The organism is Sphingomonas suaedae (assembly GCF_007833215.1).
Lineage (GTDB): Bacteria > Pseudomonadota > Alphaproteobacteria > Sphingomonadales > Sphingomonadaceae > Sphingomonas > Sphingomonas suaedae.
Genome location: NZ_CP042239.1, coordinates 2,070,350 through 2,085,443, shown reverse-complemented (window position 1 = coordinate 2,085,443; position 15,094 = coordinate 2,070,350). Strand labels below are relative to the sequence as shown.

The window sequence follows — 15,094 nt, the reverse complement described above, 5'->3', positions numbered from 1 at the left end:
GGGCAATGGCTGCGGTCGCATTCCTGGCCGCAGCCATGGCAGCAGTACAGATGAGCCCGGTCGAACGCCTCAACGCCGATCTGCTCGCCGCGCGAACCGCGACCGAGGTGCTCGAAGCGCGCTGTGCCGCGCTGAACCTGGCCGATCCGCCGCGGGTCCATGCCGAGGTGAAGCGCGCGCGCATCGTCGCCAGCGCGTCACCCGCCCGGCACCGGCTGAAGGTCGGCAAGAGCGAGATGCTCGGCTATCGTCGCGTCCGGCTGATGTGCGGCACGCACCTGCTGTCCGAAGCGACCAACTGGTATGTCGCCAGCCGGTTGACGCCGGAGATGAATGCGGCGCTCGACACTGGCGACGCGCCGTTCGGCCGGGTGATCCTGCCGCTCGCGCCGCGTCGCCGCACGCTATCCACCTGGACGGTGAAGCCCGGGCGCGTGCCGCCGGGCGGGGTCGTGGTGCGCCACCGTGCGGTCGTCCTCGACGGCGAGGGGCGCCCCCTCGCCCAGGTGGTCGAACAGTATCAGCGCGTTCTGCTCGGCGAGCGCTGAGTCGCCTTCAGTGCTGCGATCCTTCCGCCCGGACATGCGGGGGCAGCCATTCATTGGTTCGCTGAACCGGTTCCTCGACAGTCACGCCTTCGGCCGACGCGGCGGGCGGTTCAGCGGAACCTGACGCGGGCGGCGCAGCTTCAGCCGCTCCGCTCTCATCTTGCGCCGGGGTGGCCTGGGGCGTTGTCGTCGGAAAGTTCGTATCGGCCGATGCCGCGCTCACCTCCTCCTGCGCCGTGGCAGGGGCAGGGGGAGAATCGGATGCGATCGGCTGGGCGGCCGGCTGTGGCGCGGGTTCGGGCGTTCCCATCGCCAGCGGGGGCGGGGCGGGGCCTTCGGGAATCCAGCTCCTGGTCTCGTCGCCATCTGACGTGCTGTCGTCCTTGTCCGAATGGGCGAGCGTGGCGGCGCTCGCGCCGACCGCCGCCGCCGCAACGGCGGGCGTTGCGCCGGGGTTGGCGTTCAGCTGCGCCTCCAGCTCGCGAATCCGCGCCTGCGCCTCGCGCAGTTCGCGCTCGTCGCGATCGCGCTGCTCCGCATGGGCCAGTTCGGCGTCCTCGAGCTGGCGTTTCCATTTCTTGCCGCCCGAACTGCTGGCAAGACCGAAGAACCATCCGGCGATGAGCGTGATGGCGAGTGCCGCCCAATGGGTGGGCGTGGTGAACAACATGGTGGCGTCTCCCCGTTTCCCTTGCGAAACAGGTTAACCAAAGCGGCAGTCGAGCGCCACCCGTGGAATCGGGTGAGATCGTGCGCTCAGCCGCTCATCAGCGCGTCGTTGATCGAACAGGCTGCCGGGCCAAGGATGACGACGAACAGCACCGGCAGGATGAACAGGATCAGCGGCACGGTCATGATCGCGGGAAGACGGGCGGCCTTTTCCTCGGCGCGCATCATCCGTTCGTTGCGGAATTCGGCAGACAGCACGCGCAACGCCGATGCGAGCGGCGTGCCGTATTTTTCGGTCTGGATCATCGTCGTGACGACGCCCCGGATCGAATCCAGGTCGATACGCATCGCCAGATTCTCGAACGCCTGGCGACGATCCGTCAGGAACCCAAGCTCGATCGCGGTGAGCGAGAATTCTTCGCCCAGTTCGGGATAGGCCTTGCCCAACTCGCGCGCGACGCGGCCGAAGGCGGCATCGACAGTGAGTCCCGCTTCGGCACAGATCACCAGCAAATCGAGCGCATCGGGAATGCCCTTGCGAATCGCGCTCGACCGCTTCTGGATCTTGTTCTTGAGGTAGATGTCGGGCGCCTTGTAGCTCAGGATCGCCGTCCCCGCGACGAGACCATAGGCCTTGAGCGGGGTCCAGTCCGAGAACATGTCGGTGCCATAGACCAGGAAGGCCATCGTGCCACCCAACGCGATCGGCAGGACCATGCGGCCAAAGATCACCGCGACGGCATAATCCTTGGACCGGATGCCGGCCTGCATCAGCTTGATCTGCGCGGTCTTGACCTGCGAATCCTGCAGCACCTTGAGCGAGGAGAGGAAATCGCGGATCCGGTCCGTCGTCGCGTTCTTCTGGACCAGCTTGGCGCGACGCTTGCTGGTCGACGCGGTGATGCCTGCCTTAAGCTGTTCGCGGCGTTCGTTGAGCGCCTTGACGCGCTTCGCCATCGGATCGCGGACCGAGATGGCGGCATAGACCGCGAGCAGCACGCTGAAGGCGGCGATGCCCGCGAGCACCGTCGCGACATAGATCACGTCGAAGCCGAGCAAAGTGGGTCCGGTGGGATCGGTCATGGCTCTAAATCTCGAAATTGATCATCTTGGCCATGATGAAGGCACCGATCGCCATCCAGACGATCCCCCCGCCGCCCGCGACGATCAGCCGCTGGTCGGTGAAGAAGCTCTGCATATAGCTGTCGTTGATGAACCAGATCATCCCGAAGACGATGAAGGGCAGCGCACCGATGATATAGGCCGACGCCTTGGATTCGGACGACATCGCCTTGATCTTCAGCTTCATCTGGCTGCGCTTGCGCAACACTTCGGCGAGGTTTGCGAGCGTTTCGGCGAGGTTGCCACCGGTCTCGCGCTGGATCGCGATGGTGATGACGAAGAACTGGAATTCCGGGGTGCCGAGCCGGTCGGCGGTCTCCTGAAGCGCTTGGTCGAGCGTGCGGCCGATCTTCATCTTGTCGCTGATCGAGCGGAATTCCTCGCCGACCGGGCCGTCCACCTCGGCGCCGACGACGCCGATCGTCTCGGTGATCGGCAGGCCGGAGCGCAGGCCGCGCACCAGCAATTCGATCGCATCCGGAAATTTGGCGGTGAAACGGGCGATGCGGCGCGAGATCAGATAGCCCACCGCCATGTGCGGCAGGCCGCCGCCGATGATGACGCCGACCAGCAACGCCAGCAAGGCGGGTAGCCCTTGAACCATCAGCGCGGCCGCAACGACGACGAGGATGCCGAGCGAGGCGAGGCCATATTGGCCGACCGTCCAGTTCTTGCCCGTCATCGCCAGCCGCTTGCCGAGCTGGGCCGGGTTGGGAAGCAGGCGCGCCGCCGCCTTGTCCATATTGCTGGCACGATTGGTCGAGATGCGGCGCAGCTGTGCCTCGACCGCGCCGACACCGACGACACCGGCATGGCGATCGCGCAAGCCGGTCAGGCGCCGCGCGCCCTCCGCCTTGGCCGATGGCCCGGCAAAGGCGAGGATGAGCAGCGCCAGCACCATGAAGGTGCCGCCCGCCAGCAACATCATCGGCATCAATTCCATGCCCCGCTACGCCTCCTCTTGCAGACCCGATGCGATCCGGTCCGCTTACGCCTTCTTCTTCGCCAGCTTCATCGAGCCGGTCAGCTTGCCGAGCAGCGAGCCGCCCTTCGCTTTGGCTTTCTTGCCCTTGTCGGCGGCATGATCCTCGCCCGCATCGGTGATCGCGATCACCCGCGCGGCGATTTCGGCGAGCGGCGCGAGCGATTTCGTGCCCTTGCCCGCCTCGGCGAGCGGCTTGCCGAGCTTGGCCGCCTGAACGGCGATCTTGGTTTCGAGGGGAATCAGGTAATCGATCTTGCGCTCGATCGATCCTTCGAAATCCTTTCGGCTGATCTCCAGCTGGCCCGATGTCGGCACGCGATTGGCGACCACGACCAGCTGGGTATGCGGGGCGTTCGATTTGAACCAGCTGATGATACGGATCGCGTCGCGTGCCGCCGCCAGCGTCAGCTCGGTGACGAGCACGGCGACCTGCACGTCGGAGATGAGGTGCGGGTAATTGACCAGCATCGCGCGCGGCAGATCGACCACCGTGCATTCGAACGCGCTGCGAATTTCCTCCTGAAGCTGGAAGAAGGCGGCGCCATCGGTCATCACCGGCGAGTTGATCGGCGCTTCGGCGGACAGCACCGACAGCTTGTCCGATGCCTTCACCATCGCGCGTTCGATGAACAACCCGTCGATGCGGCTGGGATTTTCGATCGCATCGGTCAGGCCGCGGCCCGGTTCGAGGTCGAGCGTCAACGCGCCGGTGCCGAAATGGACGTCGAGATCGAGCAATGCGGTCGAACGGTCGCTTTTTTCGCTCATCAGCCAGGCGAGCGAAGTGGCAAGGGTAGAGGCGCCGACGCCGCCGCGCGTGCCGATCACGGCGACCGCACAATGCGGGCGATCCGACGATGCCTCGGCATGTTTCGGCGCCGCCAGCATCGCCTGCGCATGGACGAACGTCTCGCGCATCACGTCGGGGTTGAGCGGCTTGAGCAGATAGTCCTGGATGCCCGATGCGACGAGATCGCGGTACAGGCGCACATCATTGACCTGGCCCGATGCGATCACGACCGTTCCGGGCTCGCACACTTCGGCCAGCGCGTTGATGTCGTTGAGCGGGTCGCCGCTTTCCGACAGATCGACGAACAGGATGTTGGGGCTGGCCGAGACCGACAGCGTCTGAACCGCGTTACGCAGCCCGCCCTTGTGGACCTTGTCGGGGTTCCAGCCCTGTTCGATCGCGATCGGGCGGAGTGCTTCGGCGGTCGATTCATCGCAGACAAAGGCGACGAACGGCTCGCGGTGCGCGGCGCGCTGGGGATTGAATGGCGCGTTCACTGGCCGCCTCCGCCGGTGCCTTCGGCCTTGACCGTGGTACCGCCGCCCCCGCTTGGCGCAGCGTCGCGCAACGCCTTGATCGATTTGGTGATCTGCGTCGGATCGGCGGTTCCGGCGCCAGGTTCGCCGCGCACCAAATCCTCGGGTTGAGCGATCATGGATGCGAGATTGCCATTGACCGAGCAGCCATAGTTGGAGCCGGTCTTGGCGCTGAGGTTCGTCGCCCCGGTGTCCGACCAGTTGGGGCATCCGGGGACGCTGGCCTGCATCCGGCTCACCACCACGCGGACCATGCCGGGCTCGACCGGGCCTGCGGTCACCGGTGCGGGACCCGAGAGGAGCACCCCATAGCGCGCGGCCTCGGTCGCGACCTGACGGGCAGCCTCGGTCCCTGCGGGATCATCTACATGGACGCGGTCGCCATAGCCGAGCCGGAGTGAGGCGAGCCATCCGGCGACCCGCGCCTGCTCGCCCGGCGCCAGATAGGCGCCGGCGGTGCTGGCATCGAACACATAATCGGTGCGGGCGACAACCGGCTGGTTCGCCGATTCCAGCCCCGCATAGCCGCTGGGCCCGCAGGCGGAGAGCAGCCCGGCGGCGCTCAGCAGAAGGATCGTGTTACGCATGGTCGTTCCTCGCTGCGATCAGTTGAAGCCAAAGCCTGGCATGGGTTGGGCGCCCTTGCGCTTGCCCTGCTTTGCGGGGGTCTGCGCGGGTTGGGCGGGGGTTGCCATCGGCTGGACGGGCGCGGGCAGCTCGCCCGGAACCAACGGTGTCGCTGCGCCAACGGACGGCACGGCTCCGCTGGGCGGTGCCATTTGCGGCGTCGGGCGCGTCCCCGGCGCGCTGGCACCAAGCTGGCCGAGCAGGATGCGCTCCGCGTCGCTGGGCGCGCGATAGCCGTCGGTCGGCAGCGCGATCTGGTTCGCGTTGACGGGCTTTACCAGATAGGGGGTGATGACGATGACCAGTTCGGTCTCGTTGCGCTTGAATCCGTTCGAACGGAATAGCGCCCCCAGGATCGGGATGTCGCCCAGACCGGGTGCCTTGTCGACCGAATTGTCATGGGTGTTCTGAAGCAAGCCGCTGATCATCAGGCTCTGGCCGGAACCCAGTTCCACGGTCGTTTCGGTGCGACGGGTGGTCAGTGCCGGAACCTGCACGCCGCCGATCGTGACCGATCCCGCCGCCGATAGCTGGGACACTTCGGGCCGCACGCGCAGCGAGATGCGCCCGTCCGCCAGCACCGTCGGGGTGTAGGCGAGGCTGACGCCATATTGCTTGTACTCGACCGTCACCGCGCCCAGCCCCTGGCTGACCGGGATCGGAATCTCACCGCCCGCCAGGAAGGAGGCGGTTTCGCCCGACAATGCGGTCAGATTCGGATTGGCGAGCGTCGAGACCTGGCCATTTTGTTCGCCCAGATCGAGTGAGCCGAGCAGGTCGAGGCCGAACAGCTTGCCCGCACCGAACAGCCCCGTTCCAGTTGCGGGATTGGTTACTACGGTAGTTCCCGTGGCCCCGGTAGCCGCGGTTCCCAGCGGGCCGCCGGGATTCCACTGGCTGAAGAAATCGCGGCCCTGACCGATGCCGAACTTGAACCCGCTGGTCATGTCGGCGGAGGCGAGGTTGACGCCGATATTTTTGGCGAAGCTGCGGCTTACCTCGGCAATGCGGACCTGAAGATTGACCTGAAGCGGGGTCGCGGTCTTCAGGCGCGACAGGATCTTGGTCTCCTCGCCGACAAATGCCTGTGCCAGCCGTTCAGCCTCGGCCGCATCCTGCGGCGCGGCGACCGTGCCGGTGAGCAGGACGAAGCCGTTCATGGTCGTCGCGGTAATGTCCGCTTCGGGCATCGCGGTCTGCAACATGCCTTGAACGCTGTCGAAATTATTGCCGACGCGCACCGTGGTCGAATAGATGACCTTGCCCGCCTTGGTCGTTGCATAGACGGTCGTTTCGCCCGCCTTCTTGCCGAAGACCCAGAGCTGGGTGGGCGATCGGACCTGCACATCGGCGACGTTCGAATCGGCGACGAAAATGTCCGACATCGGCGCGGTGAGCGTCACCAGCCGCCCCCGGCCGGTCGCGATCTGCACCGTGTCGCGCGGGCTGGCATGAACGGTCTGCGCCATCAGCGGCATCGGCGCCGCGACTGGCGATGCCAGTATGGCGACCGCAGCCAGCTGGCCGACCAGCTTGTTACCCCTCAACCGCATGTCAGTCCTTCCCCCCAACCGGAACAACGGTGACCGCATTGCCCCGTGAAACCTTGACGATCGGGCCAGGCCCGGCGGGCGCGGCGCCCGGATATCCCCCTGCGGCCGGCGCCGCAGGTGCGCCGCCCAGATCCTGATTGTCGTCGCGCGGCTTGCCGGGCACGGTGCTGCGCTGGAACCGCGAGACATCCGCGCCGGTCGAGAAGGTGCTGCGTCCCTCCACGGGGCGTGCCGCCACGCGCGCCAGCATCGCCTTTTCCGCCTTGGGATCGTCGCCCTCCGGCATCGTCACCTCGCCGGCGGCAATCGCTTCCTCCAGTTCGCCTGCATTGTCGGCGATCGAGCGCAGCGAGAGCGAGAGCGTCCCGAGCGTCTGTGCGACCGCGATCTTCTCGGCAATGCGTGGTGTCGCTTCGACCGTGACGGTCGAATAAGTCGCGACCACGGTCTTGCCCTGCTCGTCCTGCTGCTTGTCAGTGCGCTGGTCGGTGGCGAGCACGCGCAGGTTGCGCAACACGGTTTCCGATGCCTTGAGCGGGGGGCCGTCGCCGCCGCCCGGAACCGCTTGGGTCAGGATCAGGTCCACGCGGTCACCCGGAAAAACGAAGCCCGCAACCGCCGCCTGCGCCGACACCGGAACGGTGACGGCGCGCATCCCCGGCCCCAGGGCAGCGGCGAGGAAGCCGCGGTCGCCCGGCTTGACGATCGCGCCCTGCGTCAGCGGCTGCCCCGCAGGAACGGCGAAGCGCACGACGGTGCCCTGCAGCTTGGCGAGATCGGTGCCGTCCTTCTGAAAATAGGCGCCCTCGACCAGATCTTTGGGCCAGGCGACGAACTTGATCGAATCGGGGCCGAGGATCGTGCCGACAGGCAGTGCGCGGGTGGCGACCAGCACCTCGACGCCGTCGATCGGCGCGGGTTGACCCGCGACCGGCGCAGCACCCGCACCGGGCGCGCCCGATCCGGTCATCAGGCTGCGTGCCATGAACGCAGTGATCGCGGCAACGATCAGCGCGCCGACCAGCAGAATGATCTTCCGTCCATCCATGACGTCTCAGGCCTTTTCTGTCTCGGACCGGGTTGAACCGGCGTTAAGCATCTACGCTAAGGGGTTAAGAATCGGTTCGCGGAGGGTGAGCAGCGCCGCGATGGCGATCGCGATGCCATAGGGGATCTCGGGCGGTTCGCTGCGGCGGCGCACCCATTTGTCGATCAGCATCAGCAACGTGATCGCCCCGCCGGCGAGCGACATGATGACCAGCAGGTTCACGAACTGGGTGAAGGGAAACCACAAAGCGATTGCGGCGATCATCTTGACGTCGCCTCCGCCCATCATCCCGAAATGGAAGGCGAGCGCGAACAGCGCGAAGACTCCGGCCGCCATCGCCGCCTGGATCGCTATGTCGGGCCAGGGCGAAAGTCCCATCGCGAACCACCAGGGTAGCGCCAGCAGCGCGATTGCGGCGTTCTTCCAGTTCGAAATCTCGCGGATGCGCGCGTCTTCGATCCCGGCCGAAACCAGGATCAGGACCAGCAGGCCCAGCAGAAGTGCAGGCGCAAATTCCCCCATCGCAACCTAATCCCTAGACGCGAGGGCTTTCCAAACCGTAACCAGCGCGCATGACAGCTTCCCCGTTCGATCGCCGCGCCATTCCCGCAGGTGCCAATGTGACCCGCTGGACCGCGCGCGATGGCTGGTCGCTGCGCTGTTTCGCCTGGCCCGTCAGCGGCACGCCGCGCGGATCGATCCTGTTTCAGGGCGGGCGCGGGGATGTTTTCGAGAAATATCTGGAGGCGTTCGCCCATTGGCAGGGGCGCGGCTGGACGATCACCTCGTTCGACTGGCGCGGACAGGGCGGGTCGGGGCGGCTGACCGACGCCGGAAATTGCGGGCATATCGACGATTTCGCCCAGTATATCGCCGATTTCCGCGACTTTGCGGGCGAGTGGCAGGCGGCAACGCCGGGACCGCATATCATCATGGGCCATTCGATGGGCGGGCATCTGGTGCTGCGCGGGCTGGTCGAGGGTGCGGCGCGGCCCGATGCGGCGGTGCTGATCGCGCCGATGCTGGGGCTGAAATCGCCGATGGGCGCGGCGCTGGGCGAGCGGCTCGCGCGCATATTGGGCGGGGTGGGTGACAGTTCGCGCCCGGCCTGGAAGGCGAACGAAAAGCCATACACCACCGATACCCGCGAATCGCTGCTGACCCATGATATCGATCGCTATCAGGACGAAACATGGTGGCAGGCGGCCAATCCCGGCAACGTCACCGGCCCGCCGAGCTGGAAATGGCTGATCGAGGCGTTCCGATCGACCCGCGAATTGCGCGCCAGCCCTGCACTGCGCAAAATGACTGTGCCGGTATTGGCGCTGATCGCGGAAGCCGACGGGCTGGTCGATGCCAAGGCGGCGATCGCGACCGTCGGCAAGCTGCCCGACGCGCGAATCGTGCGGTTCGGCAAGGAAAGCGCGCACGAAATCCTGCGTGAGGCCGACAGGGTGCGCAATCGCGCGATTGGCGAGATCGACTTGTTTCTCGAGGCGCGGGCGCGGCAGGCATGAGCCGATATGACGTCGCCTTTGTCGGGGCGGGAATTGCGGGCGCCAGCCTGGCCGCCGAGATTGCACCGCACGCCCGCGTCTTGATTCTGGAGGGCGAGGCGCAGCCCGGTTACCACGCCACCGGACGCTCCGCCGCCTTCTGGTCCGAAACCTATGGGGGGCCGAACATCCAGCCGCTGGTGACGGCATCGGGCGATTTTCTCCGCAACCCTCCTGCGGAAATGGGCGGCGAGAGCTTCCTGTCGCCGCGCGGGGAGTTGTTCATCGCAACGCGGGAAGACCGGCACGTCCTCGACGGGTTCGTCGAGAAATTCGCTGCGGCAGGCGTTGTACTGGATGATGTCGATCCGACCGCCTATTGCCCCGGCATCCGGTCCGAATGGACCGATGCGCTGTATGACGAAAGTTGCAGCGATATCGACGTCGCGCGGCTCCATGGCGCCTACCTTGGGGCGGCACGGCGGGCGGGGGCTGAGTTGGTCTGCGATGCCGGCGTAACCGGCCTTTCGCGCCAAGGCGGCTGGAAGATCGAGACGCGCGCGGGGACCTTCAGCGCCGATTTGCTGGTCAACGCGGCGGGTGCCTGGGCCGAACCGGTCGGACAGATGGCGGGCGCGCCGCCGACCGGGATCGCGCCGCTGCGCCGGACGATGGTGCAATTGCGCGTCGGTCCGCCCGCGCCGATGACCCTGCCGCTGGTCCGCGACGCGCATGAGCGCTTCTACTTCAAGCCCGAAACGGGCGGACGAATCTGGCTGTCGCCGCATGACGAGATTCCGACTGCGCCATGCGACGCCGCGCCTGAGGAGATCGATGTGGCGATAGCGATCGACAAGCTGGCCGGCGCGGTCGATTGGCGGGTCGAAGCGGTCGAGCGTCGCTGGGCAGGGCTGCGCACCTTCGCGCCCGACCGCAAGCCGGTCTACGGCTTCGATCCGGCAGTGCCGGGGTTGTTCTGGTGCGCGGGGCAGGGCGGTTTCGGCATCCAGACCGCGCCGGCCGCGTCAAAGCTGGCGGCGGCGATGCTGCTCCAGGCCACCGCCGATCCGATCGCCGCGCACCTCGATCCCGAACGCTATTCGATCCGCCGGTTTCGCGGCTGAAGCGCTGGACCCCGGCGGGCGAACTGCTATCGTTGGGGTCTCGCAACGAAGGAGCGTTCGATGGCCCACAAATTCGTGATCGAGCAGAACAAGGCGGGAGAATATGTCGCCAAGTTCAAATATAATAACGAGATCATCTTTTGGACCGAGGGCTATACCAGCAAGGCATCGGCGAAGAACGCGATCGAATCGATCCTGAAGAACGGCCCGGGGGCACCGGTCGAAGAGGGCTGAGGACAACCGCGCCCCGATAGGGCTATGACAGGTCTGCAGCGCGACGCAGGGGCCGCGCGTCAGATGGGGCGGGGAATGTTCTTCGAAAGCCGGATATTCCGCGGCTGGTATGGCGGCATGATGCTGCTGTGGGTGGCCCTGTTCGCCGCGCTCAACTCGATTCCGTTCCTGCTCGACCATTGGCACTATCCCGCGATCATGGTGATGGGCGCGTTCGTCGCCGGGTTGACGCCGGAGGGCGGCGGCGCGGTGGCGTTTCCGGTCCTCAGCGTCTTCTTCGACATCAAGCGCGAGATGGCGCGCGACTTCAGCCTGATGATCCAGTCGGTCGGGATGACCAGCGCGAGCATCTGGATCCTGTCGCGCAAGGGCCGCAACGTGGCGGCCTATGCGCCGCTGCTCTGGTTCGTGCCGGTCAGCTTTCTCGGCTTCGTGCTTGGTATGTTGCTGCTGCAGGCGATCCCGGTGTTCATCATCCAGGCGCTGTTCCTCAGCCTGATCCTGACCTTCGCGCTCGCTTATGTGTCGAGCAAGCATCGCGGCGAGCGGCTGGTGCTCAAGGCCAAGGGGCCGCTCGACCATGCCATGCTTGTCGGCGTCCTGGTCGCTGGCGGGATGTGCGCCAGCCTGTTCGGGACCGGAGCCGATATCGTCCTCTACACGATGCTCGTGACGCGCTTTCGCATGGACGAGAAAGTGGCGACGCATATGAGCATCATGGTGATGGCGGCGATCAGCATCCTTGGTTACGGCTATCGCTTCTTCTGGGACGGTGACATCACCGATTATCAGGTCCGCACCTGGCTGTGCGCCTATCCGGTGGTGTTGTTCATGGCGCCGTTCGGCAGCTACATCCTGCACAAGTTGAACGTCGAATGGATGCTGCGCGGGATCGTCGCGCTCAACATCTTTCAGCTGGGCTATTTCAATCTGAAGAACCCGAGCTGGGAGAAGCTCGCCTGGTCGAGCGGGTCCAGCGTTGTGCTGTTCGCGATCTTCTGGTTTTCGCTCGCGCATATCGCACGTCAGACCGAGCGCCAGCGGATCGCGGCCGAGGCAGGCTGACGGCGGCTAGGCCCGCATCGCCGCGTCACTCGCGAGTTGGTCGGCGCGTTCATTGTCGGGATGGCCGGCATGGCCCTTGACCCATAGCCATTCGATGCGGTGGGGTTTGGCAGCGTCGAGCAGTTCGATCCACAGGTCGCTGTTCTTGACCGGCTTCTTGTCCGCGGTGCGCCAGCCATTGCGTTGCCAGCCCTTGACCCACTTGGTCAGGCCATCCATCACATAGCGGCTATCGGTCGACAGCTTGACCCGGCACGGCTTGTTGAGCGCCTTGAGCCCCTGGATCGCGGCCATCAACTCCATACGATTGTTGGTGGTATGCGCCTCGCCGCCCGAGAGTTCCTTTTCCACGCTGCCCATGCGCAGCAGCGCGCCCCAACCGCCACGGCCGGGATTGCCCTTGCATGCGCCGTCGGTGGCGATTTCGACAAGCGGGAGTTCGGTCATGCGATGCGGCTCATGCGTTCGTAATGGTGCAGGCGACGGACATAGGCGAGCGGATCCTTGCGGGTGACGAGCGCATCGGCGGGCGTATTGAGCCAGTCGAAGGCGCGCGAGAGGGCGAAGCGGATGCACGCGCCGCTGGCGAGCAGAGGGAAGGCGGCGGTTTCGTGTGGCGCGAGCGGGAAGCGCGACTGGTAGCCGCGTAGCAGCGCATCGCCGACCTCGGCATGATAGGTCGCGCCGCAGGCGTCGAAGCTCCACGCGCTGTGCATCACGGCGAGGTCGTAGATGCGAATATCGGTGCTGGCGAAATAAAAGTCGATCAGGCCGGTGACCCGATCGCCGAGCATCAGGACGTTGTCGGGGAAAAGATCGGCATGGATTGCGCAGCGATCGAAGCCGGTGCGCGGCCATGCCGTAAGGATGCGATCGAGCGCGGCGCCCAGATCGTCGTAAAGCCCCGGTGCGATCTGATCGAGGCTGTGGCCGCAGCGCTGAAACAGCGGGCGCCAGCTATCGACGCCCATCGAATTGGGGCGGTCGTGCGGGAAATCGGCGAGCGCGATATGCATGTCCGCCATCGCGCGCGCCGCCGCCTCCGCCTGAGCCGGGGTGGGGTGGGACAGCGAGACGCCCGACAGGAATTTGATGAGGCAGGCAGGGCGGCCTTCCAGCGTCTGGATCGCAATGCCCTCGCGGTCCTTGATCGCCGGGGGCACCGACAGGCCCTTGGCGTCGAGATGGTCGAGCAGGCCCATGAAATAGGGAAGGTCGCCCGCGTCGACGCGCTTTTCGTAGAGCGTCAGAATGAAGCGGCCCCGCGTCGTATCCACAAGATAGTTGCTGTTCTCGACCCCCTCGGCGATCCCCTTTGCGGAGACTAGCTCGCCGACATCGTAGCGGGCGAGAAAAGCGGAAAGCGCCTCGGCCGGGACCTGGGTATAGACTGCCATCAGCGAAAAGCCGTCATCCAGGCGAAAGCCGGAATCTCGCGCGGCAAGCGCGCAGATTGCGGTGAGAGACCCCAGCTTCCGCTGGGGTGACGGATAGGTCCGACGCTCCGCCTCACGCCGCTTCGAGGCCCCGGGGGAGCTTGAAGACGATGCTTTCCTGCGCGGTTTCGACCATGCGTTCGTTGATGTCATAGCGCGTCGCGATTCGGTCGATCACCTCGCGTACCAGCACTTCGGGAGCCGACGCCCCGGCGGTGATGCCCAGCGTACCCACGCCCCATAGCCACTCGAAATCGAGGTCGTCGGCGCGCTGGATCAGCTTCGCGCTCGTGCCCTCGCGCTCGGCGACTTCAGCGAGGCGGAGCGAGTTGGAGGAATTGGGCGCGCCAATCACCAGGACGAGATCGCAGGAGGTGGCGATCGCACGAACCGCCGCCTGACGGTTCGAGGTGGCGTAGCAGATATCGTCCGCCTTGGGTGCGACGATGTCGGGGAACCGCTCCTGAAGGATCGCGAGGATCGCGGCGGTATCATCGACCGACAAGGTGGTTTGCGTCAGGAATGCGAGATTGCCGGGATCGGCTGGTGTGACGGCGCGCGCGTCCTCTTCGGTCTCGATCAGCGTCATCGCGCCGGTCGGCACCTGCCCAAATGTGCCGATCACCTCGGGATGACCGGCATGGCCGATGAACAGAATCTGCCGGCCGGCGGCAACCAGCCGTTCAGCTTGACGATGTACCTTGGAGACCAAGGGGCAGGTGGCGTCGAAATAGGACAGCCCGCGATCCTGCGCAGCGGCGGGCACCGATTTGGGGACGCCGTGCGCCGAGAAGACGACATGAACGCCATCGGGCACCTGGTCGAGTTCATCGACGAAAACTGCCCCCTTCGCCTTCAGCGTATCGACGACATATTTATTGTGGACGATCTCGTGCCGAACATAGACCGGGGCGCCGTGCAGCTCGATCGCGCGCTCCACGATCTGGATGGCGCGGTCGACACCGGCGCAAAAACCGCGCGGGGCGGCGATCAACAGTTCGATGCAGGGCTTCTGGCTATCGGTCATCGTCGGCGCCTTACGCGATCATGTCGCGGTGTGAAAGGCGCGGTATGCCCCGTTGCGGGATGGTGAAGCGGTGCCTATGGTGCGCGCCGCCGGTCAGGGACCGCCAGTTACTGGCGGTTACCGGCTGTCTTGTTCGCGAAAGGTGCGCCTCTTGAGTATCCGCAATATCGGTCTGGCCGCGATGGGTCTTGTGGCGCTGGGGGGCTGTTCCCGTTCGGGCGACATTGCCGAGGGCGGCATCACCGCCGTCCGTTCGGCATGTCCGCGCGTCGGCGTTCCTGCGGGGACCGGCGACATCACCCTGTTCGACCCGGCGACCAGCGCTGCGGCGAGCGCGATCGACATTACTGCGACACTGACCAACGTCACCTCTACCTGTGACGATTCGGGTGAGATGATCCGCACCGACATCGCCTTCGAAGTGCTGGGAGGCCGCCGTTCGAGCGAGGGCGCACGTGAAGTGACCCTGCCCTATTTCGTGACCGTGGTTCAGGGCGGCACCTCCGTCGTGTCCAAGCGCGTCGCGCAGGTGACGTTGCGGTTCGAACCGGGCCAGTTGCGCGCGCAGACGCGCGGCACGGCGACCAGCTATGTCTCACGCGCAGCGGCAACATTGCCCGAGGATATCCGCCGCCAGATTCTGGCCAAGCGCAAAGCCGGCGACGAAACTGCGGCGATGGACCCGCTGGCGCGGCCGGAAATCCGCCAGGCGGTGCTGCGCGCGACATTCGAGGCACTGGTCGGCTTCCAGCTGACCGACGCCCAACTCAAATATAATGCGACTCGCTGAAACCCGATTGACTCGCACGGTGCGGCGCAGCATTCCAAGCGGGT

At 65.8% G+C, this 15,094-nt stretch carries 17 protein-coding genes; 6 read left to right on the top strand and 11 right to left on the bottom strand.

All coding sequences use genetic code 11. From position 1 onward, the window contains the following. Positions 1-5 precede the first annotated feature (5 nt). Positions 6-548, top strand: coding sequence for a hypothetical protein (locus tag FPZ54_RS09930; protein WP_239019522.1), 543 nt, complete (start codon positions 6-8; stop codon positions 546-548). 7 nt (positions 549-555) lie between these two features. Here FPZ54_RS09930 and FPZ54_RS09925 read toward each other — a convergent pair whose 3' ends face one another. The 8 genes from FPZ54_RS09925 to FPZ54_RS09890 all read right to left on the bottom strand — a co-directional run bounded on the left by FPZ54_RS09925 (position 556) and on the right by FPZ54_RS09890 (position 8,400). Continuing rightward, positions 556-1,218 carry a hypothetical protein gene (locus tag FPZ54_RS09925; RefSeq protein WP_145846833.1) on the bottom strand — a complete coding sequence of 221 codons (663 nt, stop codon included), beginning with the start codon at positions 1,216-1,218 and terminating at the stop codon, positions 556-558. 86 nt (positions 1,219-1,304) lie between these two features. Next, complete coding sequence (locus FPZ54_RS09920) at positions 1,305-2,300, bottom strand: type II secretion system F family protein (protein ID WP_145846830.1); 996 nt, start codon at positions 2,298-2,300, stop codon at positions 1,305-1,307. 4 nt (positions 2,301-2,304) lie between these two features. After that, positions 2,305-3,282, bottom strand: a complete 978-nt coding sequence (locus FPZ54_RS09915; RefSeq protein WP_145846828.1) for a type II secretion system F family protein — start codon at positions 3,280-3,282, stop codon at positions 2,305-2,307. Positions 3,283-3,327: 45 nt separating this feature from the next. Next, on the bottom strand, positions 3,328-4,611 hold the full coding sequence (locus tag FPZ54_RS09910) for a CpaE/TadZ family protein (RefSeq protein WP_145846826.1): 1,284 nt from the start codon (positions 4,609-4,611) through the stop codon (positions 3,328-3,330). After that, the gene (locus tag FPZ54_RS09905) at positions 4,608-5,237 is read right to left on the bottom strand and encodes a CpaD family pilus assembly protein (RefSeq protein ID WP_145846824.1); all 630 of its coding nucleotides are present in this window, start codon (positions 5,235-5,237) and stop codon (positions 4,608-4,610) included. Before FPZ54_RS09905 ends, FPZ54_RS09910 begins: the two co-directional genes overlap by 4 nt. An 18-nt stretch (positions 5,238-5,255) precedes the next feature. After that, positions 5,256-6,830, bottom strand: a complete 1,575-nt coding sequence (locus tag FPZ54_RS09900; protein ID WP_186456718.1) for a type II and III secretion system protein family protein — start codon at positions 6,828-6,830, stop codon at positions 5,256-5,258. 1 nt (position 6,831) lies between these two features. Next, positions 6,832-7,878, bottom strand: a complete 1,047-nt coding sequence (cpaB, locus tag FPZ54_RS09895; protein WP_145846819.1) for a Flp pilus assembly protein CpaB — start codon at positions 7,876-7,878, stop codon at positions 6,832-6,834. A gap of 51 nt (positions 7,879-7,929) precedes the next feature. Next, positions 7,930-8,400 (bottom strand): A24 family peptidase, encoded by a 471-nt coding sequence (locus FPZ54_RS09890; protein WP_145846817.1) that lies wholly within the window; start codon positions 8,398-8,400, stop codon positions 7,930-7,932. A 50-nt stretch (positions 8,401-8,450) separates the two neighbouring features. On the opposite strand from FPZ54_RS09890, the gene FPZ54_RS09885 reads away from it, so the two are divergent. From FPZ54_RS09885 to FPZ54_RS09870, 4 genes are all read left to right on the top strand, one after another. Then, entirely contained in the window at positions 8,451-9,395 is a 945-nt protein-coding gene (locus FPZ54_RS09885; RefSeq protein ID WP_145846815.1) for an alpha/beta fold hydrolase, read from the top strand. Further along, entirely contained in the window at positions 9,392-10,498 is a 1,107-nt protein-coding gene (locus FPZ54_RS09880; RefSeq protein WP_145846813.1) for an NAD(P)/FAD-dependent oxidoreductase, read from the top strand. The genes FPZ54_RS09885 and FPZ54_RS09880 overlap by 4 nt, the downstream gene beginning before the upstream one ends. A gap of 60 nt (positions 10,499-10,558) precedes the next feature. Beyond that, positions 10,559-10,732, top strand: coding sequence for a YegP family protein (locus tag FPZ54_RS09875; RefSeq protein ID WP_145846811.1), 174 nt, complete (start codon positions 10,559-10,561; stop codon positions 10,730-10,732). Positions 10,733-10,807: 75 nt separating this feature from the next. Then, positions 10,808-11,797: a sulfite exporter TauE/SafE family protein gene (locus FPZ54_RS09870; RefSeq protein ID WP_145846809.1), complete on the top strand. Its 990-nt coding sequence runs from the start codon at positions 10,808-10,810 to the stop codon at positions 11,795-11,797. Positions 11,798-11,803: 6 nt separating this feature from the next. Here FPZ54_RS09870 and rnhA read toward each other — a convergent pair whose 3' ends face one another. The 3 genes from rnhA to ispH form a co-directional block, all read right to left on the bottom strand. Next, positions 11,804-12,244, bottom strand: coding sequence for a ribonuclease HI (rnhA, locus tag FPZ54_RS09865; protein WP_145846807.1), 441 nt, complete (start codon positions 12,242-12,244; stop codon positions 11,804-11,806). Next, positions 12,241-13,194, bottom strand: coding sequence for a homoserine kinase (thrB, locus tag FPZ54_RS09860; RefSeq protein ID WP_145846806.1), 954 nt, complete (start codon positions 13,192-13,194; stop codon positions 12,241-12,243). Before thrB ends, rnhA begins: the two co-directional genes overlap by 4 nt. A 112-nt stretch (positions 13,195-13,306) precedes the next feature. Continuing rightward, positions 13,307-14,260, bottom strand: coding sequence for a 4-hydroxy-3-methylbut-2-enyl diphosphate reductase (gene ispH / locus FPZ54_RS09855; protein WP_145846804.1), 954 nt, complete (start codon positions 14,258-14,260; stop codon positions 13,307-13,309). 181 nt (positions 14,261-14,441) lie between these two features. Between ispH and FPZ54_RS09850 the strand changes: the two genes are divergently transcribed. After that, the gene (locus FPZ54_RS09850; protein WP_186457003.1) at positions 14,442-15,050 is read left to right on the top strand and encodes a hypothetical protein; all 609 of its coding nucleotides are present in this window, start codon (positions 14,442-14,444) and stop codon (positions 15,048-15,050) included. Positions 15,051-15,094: the final 44 nt, after the last annotated feature.